The 12,016-nt window shown below is 68.2% G+C and carries 12 protein-coding genes; 7 read left to right on the forward strand and 5 right to left on the reverse strand.

The genetic code is table 11. The annotated features are described in order from the left end of the window. Positions 1 to 5 precede the first annotated feature (5 nt). The 4 genes from G6N58_RS04335 to dnaK are packed head-to-tail and all read right to left on the reverse strand — an operon-like array spanning position 6 to position 4,094. Positions 6 to 383, reverse strand: a complete 378-nt coding sequence (locus G6N58_RS04335) for a heat shock protein transcriptional repressor HspR (protein WP_115279590.1) — start codon at positions 381 to 383, stop codon at positions 6 to 8. Further along, positions 380 to 1,570 carry a molecular chaperone DnaJ gene (dnaJ, locus tag G6N58_RS04340; RefSeq protein ID WP_068918734.1) on the reverse strand — a complete coding sequence of 397 codons (1,191 nt, stop codon included), beginning with the start codon at positions 1,568 to 1,570 and terminating at the stop codon, positions 380 to 382. Before dnaJ ends, G6N58_RS04335 begins: the two co-directional genes overlap by 4 nt. 44 nt (positions 1,571 to 1,614) lie before the next feature. Beyond that, positions 1,615 to 2,238 (reverse strand): nucleotide exchange factor GrpE, encoded by a 624-nt coding sequence (grpE, locus tag G6N58_RS04345; RefSeq protein WP_115279589.1) that lies wholly within the window; start codon positions 2,236 to 2,238, stop codon positions 1,615 to 1,617. Next, positions 2,235 to 4,094 (reverse strand): molecular chaperone DnaK, encoded by a 1,860-nt coding sequence (gene dnaK / locus G6N58_RS04350; RefSeq protein ID WP_068918736.1) that lies wholly within the window; start codon positions 4,092 to 4,094, stop codon positions 2,235 to 2,237. The genes grpE and dnaK overlap by 4 nt, the downstream gene beginning before the upstream one ends. 335 nt (positions 4,095 to 4,429) lie before the next feature. On the opposite strand from dnaK, the gene G6N58_RS04355 reads away from it, so the two are divergent. From G6N58_RS04355 to G6N58_RS04385, 7 genes are all read left to right on the forward strand, one after another. Further along, positions 4,430 to 4,753, forward strand: coding sequence for a hypothetical protein (locus G6N58_RS04355; protein ID WP_174904649.1), 324 nt, complete (start codon positions 4,430 to 4,432; stop codon positions 4,751 to 4,753). Between the two features lie 159 nt (positions 4,754 to 4,912). Next, entirely contained in the window at positions 4,913 to 6,601 is a 1,689-nt protein-coding gene (locus G6N58_RS04360; RefSeq protein WP_147289364.1) for a hypothetical protein, read from the forward strand. Between the two features lie 135 nt (positions 6,602 to 6,736). Then, positions 6,737 to 7,060 (forward strand): hypothetical protein, encoded by a 324-nt coding sequence (locus G6N58_RS04365; RefSeq protein WP_174904648.1) that lies wholly within the window; start codon positions 6,737 to 6,739, stop codon positions 7,058 to 7,060. A gap of 137 nt (positions 7,061 to 7,197) precedes the next feature. Continuing rightward, positions 7,198 to 7,749 (forward strand): hypothetical protein, encoded by a 552-nt coding sequence (locus G6N58_RS04370; RefSeq protein ID WP_435406198.1) that lies wholly within the window; start codon positions 7,198 to 7,200, stop codon positions 7,747 to 7,749. A 21-nt stretch (positions 7,750 to 7,770) separates the two neighbouring features. Next, a complete protein-coding gene (locus G6N58_RS04375; RefSeq protein ID WP_115279586.1) occupies positions 7,771 to 8,703 on the forward strand; it encodes an LLM class F420-dependent oxidoreductase in 933 nt (310 codons plus the stop codon). 49 nt (positions 8,704 to 8,752) lie between these two features. Further along, positions 8,753 to 9,805, forward strand: coding sequence for a hypothetical protein (locus G6N58_RS04380; protein WP_163907895.1), 1,053 nt, complete (start codon positions 8,753 to 8,755; stop codon positions 9,803 to 9,805). 17 nt (positions 9,806 to 9,822) lie between these two features. Continuing rightward, complete coding sequence (locus G6N58_RS04385; RefSeq protein ID WP_163907897.1) at positions 9,823 to 10,419, forward strand: hypothetical protein; 597 nt, start codon at positions 9,823 to 9,825, stop codon at positions 10,417 to 10,419. A gap of 4 nt (positions 10,420 to 10,423) precedes the next feature. Here the strand turns inward: G6N58_RS04385 and iniC are convergent, their stop codons facing one another. After that, positions 10,424 to 11,971, reverse strand: a complete 1,548-nt coding sequence (iniC, locus tag G6N58_RS04390) for an isoniazid-induced dynamin-like GTPase IniC (RefSeq protein ID WP_115279583.1) — start codon at positions 11,969 to 11,971, stop codon at positions 10,424 to 10,426. Positions 11,972 to 12,016 lie beyond the last annotated feature (45 nt).

Here is a 12,016-nt window from a genome sequence, read left to right on the forward strand (position 1 = left end):
GAGCCTCATCGTCGGCTTCGGGGTTGCCACACCACCAGCGCCGTGCTCGGCGACCTGGTCGCCACGTCGCGGCGCTGATTGGTCCGCAACGCCTCGACCTCGGAGGTCAACTCCTGCACCCGGGACTGCAGCGCTTCGACTTGATTGGTGAGTTCGATGATCCGCTTGATGCCGGCCAGATTGACGCCCTCGTCCTGCGAGAGGCGCTGTACCTCGCGCAGCAGGTCGACGTCACGCTGCGAATAGCGACGTCCCCCACCGGAGCTGCGTTGTGGGCTGACCAGTCCGAGCCGGTCATAGGTCCGTAGGGTCTGCGCGTGCATCCCGGCGAGCTCGGCCGCAACCGAGATCAGAAACGTTCTCGCGTTGTCGGCCTTGCTCATAACCGGTTACCCGCCCATCCCGAGCGCGGGTCGAAACCGCTGGCCCGCTCGGCGGCCGCGTAGGCCTCCAGCGCTTCCAGGGCTTCGCCCTCCAACTCCTTGGGCACCGCGACCTTCACGGTGACCAGGAGGTCACCATGGCCGCCGCTGCGCTTGGGCACACCTCGACCCCGCACCCGCAGAATCCGGCCGTCGGCCGTGCCCTTGGGCACCCGAACCCCGACCTTGCCTTCCAGGGTGGGCACCGACAGTGTTGTCCCCAGCGCCAACTCGTGGAAGCTCACCGGAACGGTGACCGTGAGGTCGTCGCCGTCGCGGCCGAATACCTTGTCCGGACGCACGTGCACGGTGACGTACAGGTCACCCGACGGGGCACCCCGCAACCCGGCTTCGCCTTGACCGGCCAGCCGGATCCGTTGCCCGTCTTCGACTCCCGGCGGGATACGGACGTTGATGGTCCGCGTCCGCGTGGTGACGCCGGTGCCTTTGCACTCATCGCAAGGATGCTCGATGATCGAGCCACTGCCGCGGCACTCGGTGCACGGCTCGGAGAATCCGAAGGCGCCCTGGTTGCGGTTGATCACACCCGCGCCGTTGCAGGTGGGACACACCTTGGGGCTGGTGCCCGGCCGAGCCCCGCTGCCGTGGCAGTTGGTGCACGGTGCCGGACTGGTGAGCCGCAACGGCATTGCGACACCCCTGGTGGCTTCCAGGAAGTCGAGTTCGGTCTCGGTTTCCAGGTCATTGCCCCGGCGGGGACGGGTGGGGCGCTGCTGTGTGCCGCGCCCGAACAAGCCGCCGAAGAGGTCGCCGATGTTCGCTCCACCGGTCTGCCCGGCGGCATCGAACAGGTCACCGAGGTTGAACTCCGCACCGTCGGAACCGAATCCGCCCGGGAATCCTCCGCCGGCAGGACCGCCGCCGTTGAACCGCCGACCGAACCCGCCGCCCGCGAACAGGCGGCGGGTCTCGTCGTACTCTTTGCGCTTGGCCGGATCGGTGAGCACCTCTTTGGCCTCGGACGCGGCCTTGTACCGGTCTTCCGCGGCGGAGTCACCGGGGTTCCGGTCCGGATGGTTCTCGGCGAGGATCTTGCGGGCAGCCCGCTTGATCTCGTCCTGGCTGGCATCAGAGGAGACGCCGAGTTCCTTGTAGAAGTCCTTCTCAACCCATTCGCGTTGGGCCATGCTGCGTCACCTCCTTACCTGTCTGCATCGTGGTAGTCGCTTTCCTATTCTGTAGCCTGCGCGGCTGCGGCGCCGGGATTCTCGCCCGTATCGGCGCCCGCGGCCCCCGGCTGCACGTCGGCAGGAGCGTCGACCACTCCCACGAGTGCATGCCGAAGCACCTGCTCACCGAGGCGATAACCCTGCCGCATCACGGTGCCGATCACGGGATTCGAGCCGTCGCCCTCGTGCTGCACGGCTTCGTGCAGAGACGGGTCGAACGGATCACCCTCGGCACCGAACGCTGCCAGACCGACGCTGTCGAGCGCGGTGGCCAACTTGTCGGCCACCGACTTCAACGGACCGGTCTCCAGGTCACCGTGACTGCGGGCCCGGTCCAGGTCATCGAGCACCGGCAGCAGCTGGTGGATCACACCGGCCTTGCCCCGCTCCAGCGCGGCCTGCTCCTGGCGCACCGAGCGCTTGCGGTAGTTGTCGTACTCCGCCTTCACCCGCTGCAACGTCGCCTTCAGATCAGCGACCTCGTCGGATTCCGGCGGGGCCGCAGCCTCCGGCTCCGGCGCACTGGGCGCCGGGCCGGAAGCCGGGTCACGAATCTCGCCGGTGGTCGGATCGATGCGCCGTTTGTCGGTGACAGTCACCGGCTCCTGCGAATCGTTCTGGCTCACTTGCGCTCCTGGTCGTCGTCGACGACCTCGGCATCCACCACGTCGTCGTCGCTGGACTGGGTACCCGCACCGTCGGCACCGCCGGCGGCCTGCTCAGCCTGGGTGGCTTCGTAGATCGCCTGCCCCAGAGCCTGGCTCTCGGTGCCGAGCTTCTCCATGGCCGACTTGATGGCGGCGATGTCGGTACCCGCGAGAGCGGTCTTGGCCTCGGAAATGGCGCCGTCGACCTTGGTCAACGTGTCCTCCGGAACCTTGGATCCACCTTCGGCCTCACGCTGCTCCTTGACGAACTTCTCCGTCTGGTAGACGAGCGACTCGGCCTGGTTGCGCACGTCGGCCTCTTCGCGACGCTTGCGGTCCTCGTCGGCGTGCGCCTCGGCGTCCTTGATCATCCGGTCGATCTCGTCCTTGGACAGGCCGGAGCCTTCCTGGATCTTGATCGTGTTCTCCTTGCCGGTGCCCTTGTCCTTGGCGGTGACGTGCACGATGCCGTTGGCGTCGATGTCGAAGGTGACCTCGATCTGCGGCACGCCGCGGGGGGCCGGCGGGATGCCGGTCAGCTCGAAGGAGCCGAGCAGCTTGTTGTGCGAGGCGATTTCGCGCTCACCCTGGAACACCTGGATCTGCACCGACGGCTGGTTGTCATCGGCCGTGGTGAAGGTCTCGCTGCGCTTGGTCGGGATGGTGGTGTTGCGTTCGATCAGCTTCGTCATCACGCCACCCTTGGTTTCGATACCAAGCGACAGCGGGGTGACGTCCAGCAGCAGAACGTCTTTCACCTCACCCTTGAGCACGCCGGCCTGCAGGGCGGCGCCGACGGCGACGACCTCGTCCGGGTTGACGCCCTTGTTGGGCTCCTGCCCACCGGTCATCTCCTTGACCAGTTCGGAGACCGCGGGCATACGGGTGGAGCCACCGACGAGAACCACATGGTCGATGTCGCCGACCGAGATGCCGGCATCCTTGATCACCGACTGGAACGGCTGACGGGTGCGGTCCAGCAGATCTTGGGTGATGCGCTGGAACTCCGAGCGGGTCAGCTGCTCATCGAGGAACAGCGGGTTCTTGTCCGCGTCGACAGTGATGTAGGGCAGGTTGATCGACGTGCTCTGGCTCGAGCTCAGCTCGATCTTCGCCTTCTCCGCGGCTTCACGCAGCCGCTGCATGGCCATCTTGTCCTTGGTCAGGTCGATGCCACTGGTGCTCTTGAACTTGTCGACCAGCCAGGTGACCACACGCTCGTCCCAGTCGTCACCACCGAGGTGGTTGTCGCCCGAGGTGGCGCGCACCTCGACCACACCGTCGCCGATCTCGAGCAGGGACACGTCGAACGTGCCGCCACCGAGATCGAACACCAGGATGGTCTGTTCCTTCTCACCCTTGTCCAGGCCGTAGGCCAACGCAGCCGCGGTGGGCTCGTTGACGATGCGCAGGACATTGAGGCCGGCGATCTGACCGGCTTCCTTGGTGGCCTGCCGCTGGGCGTCGTTGAAGTACGCGGGAACGGTGATCACCGCGTCGGTGATGTCCTCACCCAGGTAGCTCTCCGCGTCCCGCTTGAGCTTCTGCAGCACACGGGCGCTGATTTCCTGAGGGGTGTAGTTCTTGCCATCGATCTCCACGGACCAATCCGTGCCGATCTCACGCTTGACCGAACGGATGGTCCGGTCGACGTTGGTCACCGCCTGGTTCTTCGCGGGCTGGCCGACCAGCACCTCACCGTTGCGCGCGAACGCGACGACGGACGGGGTGGTGCGGGAGCCCTCAGAGTTCGCGACGACGACGGGGTCGCCACCTTCGAGAACCGATACGACGGAGTTGGTGGTCCCGAGGTCGATACCGACCGCACGAGCCATAGTGATGCCTCCTGAATAGCTTTTCGTTGGGGTCTGAGCGGACCGGACTCAAGATTGCTCCCGCCGACCGTCTGCTGTCAAGCCAGAGTTGAGTCTGTTCCGCTCAAGTTAGTGTCGAATGGGTCAACGGAGCACCGGCGAGATTCATTCCCGGCTCCGCGAAATTCGTGTCTGTTTCGCGGAGCTACGCATAGATCCTGCCACGCGCCGTTCAATGACTGCCACCCGGAATGTAGCGCTGACCTGCGCAGTTACAGCCATCAGACCGGAACGAGAAACCCCTCCCGCCCCGATCCGAACACCACACAAGACCTACCCAGAAAGAAGCAGAGATCATGACCAAGTTCGGATTCGCCACCACCATCGCCACCGCCGCCACCGCCGCCCTCATCGGTTTGGCTGCCCCGGCCATGGCCGCCCCGACCGGTGCCGGCAACGCCCAGGACACCATCAGCAGCTTGCAGGACCAGGGCTACAAGGTGATCGTCAACCGCCTCTCGACCGCCCCGCTCGCCGAGGCCAGCGTCGTCTCCGTCGGCGAAGGCCCCACCTTCAGCCACACCAACTCCAACAACCGCGCCGAAGGTGGCTACGCCCCCAACTCGGACAACCAGTTCGCCCCGGTGAACACCAAGACCGTCTACGTCAACGTCCGCTGACCCACGGCCCTGATCTGAAGCGCCCCGCCGTCCCCGGCGGGGCGCTTCTGCGTTCACACTGCACCCACCGCGACCCCCACTCGCACTTCCTCGCGGTGGCCGCAGTGTCAACGGCGTGCGGCCAAGTCATCGCCAAGTGAGCCCGTCCACACTGCCCCGGTGAGACCGAGCCCCGTCACCGCGCGCCGCCTGTGGAGCCCGTTATGGGAACAGGCCAGGCAACGGCCTGCCCGGCTGCACCCTGCGACCCTGGCCGGGCCCACGCGGGCCCTCGCGCTTTTGGCGTGGGTGGGCGCGGCCATCATGCTGACCTTCGGCTTCCTGCCCGGAGTTTTCGAACCGCAGGAGCTTTCGCTGTACGGCGGCGCGCTGCGTTTCGGGTACGCACCCATCTGGCCGCTGCTCTGCGGGTTGGCCATCGGCTCGGGCGTGGCCGCCGCGGGCTACCTGAACACCGCCATGCACCCGGGGGCGCCGCGCCACCACGGCGCGCTCGCGTGGTGCGCCGGCATCGCCACCCCGCTGATCCCGGTGCTGATCCTGGCGGTCGATCGGGTCTGGCAGACCGTGCCCGCCTTTCTCGCGTGGCTCACCGGCACCGTGGGGGTCGTCGTGTGTCTGCACCTCAGACGTCGCGCACCCGCGCCGTGGGTGGGCGTGCTGCTGGCCGCGGTGGTGGCAGCGCCGTGGATTCCCGCCATCGTCGCCAACATCCGGTTCGGCCGGGGTCTGGATGCGGCGGCCCGCGATGAGAGCCATCTGTTGCATCTGCTGGTCGCCGACGTGCCCGCCAAGACGTATGTGCCCGGCATCGCGCTGGCCTTCATCGCGGCGATGGCCACCGCCGGAGTCGCGATGGCCGCGCACTCGCGCGCCGCAGTGGCACAGCGGATCTCGAGTCGCGGTCGGTGGCGGGTCAGCGCGGGCATCTGCACGGCCGCAGTCGCATTGATCGCACTCGAGGTGTCGGGAGCTGGCGGTATCTCCTCGGGATTCATCGACACCTACTGGGAGCTGGGTGATCGGTGGACGTGGCCCCACGCCGTGGCGGTGGCACTGGCCATCACCGCCGTCGCACAGCGGTCGTTCCGCTCGCCTCTGCTCCTACGTGGTGACGTGGCAACCACATTGGCCATCGGGGTCAGCACCCTGTCCGGCCAGATCGTGCTGGCCCTCACCATGACGACGACCCTGATCGTCAGTGCGGTGCACGGCCCGCAGACACCTCTGATCACCCCGCCGCCGGGGTCCCACCTGCTCATCACCTGGGTGGCTCTGGCCGCACTGGTGCCGGTGGCGGTCGGGGCCCGCTGGCGAGACACCGCGGGCCGGTCGGTCGCCCGGGTCAGCCTGCTGTTCCTGCTCCCGGTCGCCACCGGGGTCACCGTCCTTCAACTGGGGGGCCACTGGCCGGTCGTGTTCTGGGCCAAGGCACCGCAGGTCGCGATCTGCCTGACGCTGATCGGTTGTCTGGCAACGTTATTCGGCGCCCTTGGAAGGCAACGTGCCATCGGTCCGGAACTGGTCAACCGGTTGATGCTGATCCCGCTGCTTCTGGTCAGCGGCGCATCGTGGCTCCCCAGCGTGATCGCGACACCGCTGACACCGGTCATCGCCGTCACGGCCGCGTTGTTCGCGCTGCTCTGGGCGATGCCGTCCGACGACCAGGGCGGACACACCGGCGTCGTCCTCACGGTCTCGGCGCAACTCCTGCTGGTCGCTGCGGCAGCCGCCCTGGTCACCGTCCTGCCAGACGTCGCCGGCGACGACACCACCTTGGCCGTTCTGCTGTTCAGCGTCCCGCTCTCAACGCTGCTGTGCGCCAAAGTTCGATCGGCCGACGCATAGTTCCTGCCACGGTGGGGGCAATGGCTGCCAACCCGAAATCTCTGCGCTGACCTGCTGGTTATGCCTGTCAGAACGGATCGGAATCCCCTCCCGGACCGCCAGACAGAATCACCGCTGAGCAGAGAGAAGAAGACCATGAAAAATCTCACCGCCGCCACTTTGATCGGCACCGCGCTGACCGCCGCCACCCTCGGACTGGCCGCCCCCGCGCTGGCCGCCCCCACCGGCGCCGGCAACGCCCAGGACACCATCAGCTCGCTGCAGGACCAGGGCTACAAGGTGATCGTCAACCGCCTCTCGACCGCCCCGCTGAGCGAAGCGAGCGTCGTCTCCGTCGGCGAGGGCCCCACCTTCAGCCACACCAACTCCAACAACCGCAGCGAAGGTGGCTACGCGCCCAACTCCGACAACCAGTTCGCCCCGGTGAACACCAAGACCGTCTACGTCAACGTCCGCTGACCCACGGTCGGAACACGAGCGCCCCGCCCTTCGGCGGGGCGTTTCTGCGTTGGCGCCGCAACTGACCTGTTAACAAATCGAGATCGAGTCACACGCTGAACATTCGTCACACCGGGCATACGCTCGGCATGGTGACCATCCGGACAACGTGGACGCTGCTCGGCGCTGCCGCGCTGACGGTGGCCGCGGTGGCCGGTTGCTCCTCCACCACCGACGGTGACGCCGTGTCCGACGGTTCGACCTCCTACGTCGAACCCACCTCGCCGACGACTCCCCGGCCATCGACCACCACGCCCACCACCACGGCGGTCCCGCTACCCACCGCGACAGCCGCGCCCCCGCCGCAGGCTGAACAGCTACCCGCCAATGAGCAGGGGTACGTCTACATCGAGACCAGGTCCGGTCAGACCCGCTGCCAGTTGAACGCCCAGACCGTCGGCTGCGAATCGGCGTTCGAGAACTCGCCCGTCGTCGATGGCGCACCCGCCAACGGCGTGAGCGTCACCTCCGACGGCGCGGTGCAGTGGGTGCTCGGCAACCTCGGCAACATCCCCACCGTCAGCATCGATTACCGCACCTATCAGGCCGTCGGGTGGACCATCGCCGCGGGCAGCGACGGGACCCGGTTCACCAACGACAGCACCGGCCACGGCATGTTCGTCGCCGTCCAGGGCGTCGAGACGTTCTGAACCTCGCCTAGGCTTGCCCGGGTGGACTTCCGCGCATTCGTCGAACCTCAGCAGGGCGCCTCGTACGCCGATCAACTCGCCGTCGCCAGGGCCGCCGAAGCCCTGGGGTACTCGGCCTTCTTCCGATCCGATCACTACGTCGCGATGAGCGGGGACGGGCTACCCGGGCCCACAGACTCCTGGGTGACGCTGGCCGGCCTGGCCCGGGAGACCACCAGCATCCGGCTGGGCACCATGGTCACCTCAGCCACCTTCCGCCATCCCGGACCGCTGGCCATCTCCGTGGCCCAGGTCGACGAAATGAGCGGGGGCCGAGTCGATCTGGGGCTCGGCGCTGGATGGTTCGAGAAGGAGCACCAGGCATACGCGATCCCGTTCCCGCCGCTGGGGGAACGCTTCGAGCGCCTCGAGGAGCAGCTCGACATCCTGACCGGGCTGTGGCGGACGCCGGTCGGCGAAAGCTTCGACTACACCGGGACCCACTACAGCGTCAGCGACTCGCCGGCGCTGCCCAAACCCCACCAGCAGCCGGGCCCGCCGATCATCATCGGCGGCAAGGGCAAAAAACGCACCCCGGATCTGGCCGCCAGATTTGCCGACGAGTTCAACGTCCCCTTCTCGCCGCTGGCGGAGATCACCACCCAGTTCGACCGCGTCCAGGAGGCCGTCGCCGCCGCAGGCCGCGCCCCGGACTCGATGACCTACTCCGCGTGCTTTGTGCTGTGTGCCGGCCGCGACGACGCCGAGGTGGCGCGCCGCGCCGCCGCAATCGGCCGCGAGGTCGACGAATTGCACACCAACACCCCGCTGGTCGGCACCCCCGCGCAGATCGTGGACAAGCTGAGCCCGTACCTCGACGCCGGCGTGCAGCGGGTGTACCTGCAGGTGCTGGACATGAGCGACCTCGATCACCTGGAGTTGTTCGCCGAAGGTGTGATGCGGCAACTGGCCTGAGAGAACTTCTGCTCCGTCAGTGCTGGCGAGGCCGTTAAGCTCGGTAGCTGTGGCTACACACGAACCCGAGCCGGGGGCCGGGTTTTTCGGTGGGCGCCCTGACATCGACGAGGCGGCACCCGAGAGCACTCCGCCGCCCCGACCCCGCCCTAACCCGGACCCTCCCCCCGCTGCCGAGAATGTCGATTTCTTCAGCTCCGACCGCGGCGGGGTGGGCTCGGGTTTTTTCGGCGGTTCGGCTCCGGCAGTTGCCGACGAGCCTCCTGCTCCGGAACCCGAGCCACCAGGGTGGACCGCGCCCCCGGTAGCGGCCGACCCCGTGCCCGACCCAGAACCCGAACCGGTACCCCAGCCGGAACCCGAACCCGAACCACAGCCCGAACCGGAACCGGAGCCCGAGCCTGTACCCCAGCCGGAGCCCGAGCCCGAACCACAGCCCCGGCCGGAACCCGAGCCTGCCCCGCCACAGGCAGCGACCGGGTTTTTCACCACCACGAGGTCGGCCGCCGCCGACGTCACCTGGCCCGAGCCCGAATCCGAGCCGGCGCGCTACGACGACCCCGAGCCGGCCACCGACCCCCAGCTGCGGGTGCCGTTCGTCGCGCCGCCGCCGTACGACGACTACGACCCCTTCAGTCCGAACGCGTACCGCGCCGAGCAACCCTGGCACCGCAGTTCGTCGGCGCGAATCGCGTTGGGCGCCATCGGCGCGGCGGTGATCGCACTGGTGATCGCCGGTTCGCTGCTGCTGGCCGGTGGGGGCGACGACGAGGAACCCGACGAGGCCGTTGCACCGGCTCCCACATCGCAGTCACCCGCCCCGGATTCGCCGGCTCCGGCGTCGACGTCGGCGCCCCGACTCGCGCCCACCAGCGCGCCGCCGCCCCCACCGCCTCCACCTCCCCCGCCGCCACCTCCCCCACCCCCGCCGCCACAGACTGCCGAGGGCCGCAGCACCTACGTGCCGCAGTACACGCAGCGCCCGCGCAGCACCTGGACACGACAGGCACCGGAACCCGGCGGCCAGGGCGGTATCACGCGTGATGACGGACCGACGCAGAACTTCCCGACCGCGGGCCGTAACCCGAACTGGGAGCGTTAGCTAGTTACTATCGGCTCGTGGCGCGTAACGATGATCCGAACGAGTACTCCGACCAGGACCCAACGCAGTACGCCAATTACACCGGTGACACCGGCAGCGGGGGCCAGGCCTACAGCGAGTACCAAGGTCCGGACTACAACCAGGCCGACTACGGCGACCCCACCGGTTACGGGCAGGCGCCTGAGCCCACTCCCTGGTTCAAGAAGCCGCCGGTGCTGGTGGGCCTCGGCGCGGTCGCGGTCATCGTGCTCGCGGGAATCATCTACCTGGTCACCGGACTGACGGGCGATTCCTCCAGCACCACGGACACGTCCACCACCACCTCGACCACCTCGTCGAGCGAAGAGGCGACGACGCAGCCGGTGGCGCCGGTACCCGGCCAGACGGAGACAGTCACCATTCCGCCGTCGACCACCGAGACCACGGCACCCACGACCACCACCACGCCGCCGACCACGACGACGACGACCACGACCACCACGACGACGCCGACCACCACGACCACCACCACCACGGTCCCGCCGAGCACCGTCACCCAGACCGAGACGCAGACGCAGACCGAAACCGTCACGCAGCCGCCGCCGGTCGAGCCCGCCCCCGAGGACGGCAACTAGCCGGCTAGTACCGGCCGGCCTGCCCGGGTCTCTTGGCCTGAGCTCCTTCACCTGGCTCGTCCCTCGCCAGCCTCGGACTCAGGCCGAACTGCGCCACCATCGCCTCGGCGGAGCGCACCGCGGCGCGGCACGCGCGGGTGGTGAACGGATCGTTGAGCGGATGCTCCCCGCGGCGACGCCAGCGCTGCGCGGCCGCGAACGCCGCCCGCGGGCCGTCATACGGTTCGTCGGGCCGCAGACCCAGCCGACTGGCCGGGTCGGTTCCCGAACCGCCGATGATCCGCCGCAGCGACGCCATCTCGTCATCGTTGAGGGTGGTCGGCCGCGACCGCAGCGCCGAGAGCAACCGCAGTTCCTCGAAGGCGTGGGTGTCCGCCAACAGCGGGTCGATGTCGGCCAGGATGTAGGGCGTCGCCCGGATCGGATGGACCTCCACGAACCGGCGCAGCGACAGCAGCGCGGTGTGCGCTTTGAGCAGTTCGGAACGCTGGGCGAACTGCTGGTCGATCACGTCCCGCAGCGCCACCAGACCGCTGCGCTCCAGCAGTTGGTCGGCCAGGGCGGCGGAATCGGTGACCCCGGCGCGCAACACGGCGATCGAGATGCGGATCCCGAACATGCCGAACCGGTCCAGCAGTTGAGCCCGGATGTGGGCATCGACCGGCAGGGTGCTGTCCTCGCGGACGAAGCGGTCCACCGACAGCATGGCTTTGTTGAGCTCGCCGACGTCGACACCGGCCAGCTTCTCCAGCGCCACGAATTCGCTCTGGCGCAGGGTGCGGGCAGTCAGCGCCAGCAGGCCCGACACCGGAACGACGGCCTGACAGATCCCGGTCTTGTCCATCTCTTTGGTGAACCGGGTGGCCACGTCCTTGGCCGAGAGCATCGCGTCCAGCCGGCCTGCCCCGATCTCGTCGGCGCGGGATGCGACGCCGATGACGCCCAGCGCCCCCGACGACCCGCCGACCAACTCACCGATCTGTTTGAGCAGTGCGATGTCGGCAGCGTTGAGGGTGCGCAGCAGGAACACCACGGCGTCGACGCGCGGCACGCCGTCGTCGGGTACCAGCAACCGCAGCGTGCGTTCGGAGACGTCCTGCGACAGTGACGATGTGCCCGGGGTGTCGATGATCGTCGCGTCGATGAGTTCGGCCGCGGGCCATTCGACGTCGAGGTCCGCGACCTCGGCGGGATCCAGTCGGCCCAGGTCGAAGGTCAGGCCGTCCTCCCGCGTGATCGGCACGTTGGTCCGTCGCCCACCGACGTGGTTGGCCGTCACCTTGGGCGTGGGCCCGTGCCGGAACCAGGTGACGATCCGGGTGGCCTCGGTGGCATCGGTGGGGGCGATGGTCTCCCCGACCAAGGCGTTGACCAGCGTCGACTTGCCCGCCTTGAGGGTGCCGGCCAGCGCGATCCGGATGGGCTGATTGAGCCGTCCGCCGATCCGGTTCAGCTCGTTGATGACGTCGGGGCGCTGTCGGTAGGCCGGCTCGCCCTGGTAGGCGCGGATGGTCCCGTTCAGGATGGCGCGCACCTGGTCACTCGTGCTCATTGCCGCCTGAGTGTACGGCCCGACTTGCCGCCCGCCGGTCGCTCG

This window comes from Mycolicibacterium tokaiense, from assembly GCF_010725885.1.
In the GTDB taxonomy this organism is placed as follows: Bacteria; Actinomycetota; Actinomycetes; order Mycobacteriales; family Mycobacteriaceae; genus Mycobacterium; species Mycobacterium tokaiense.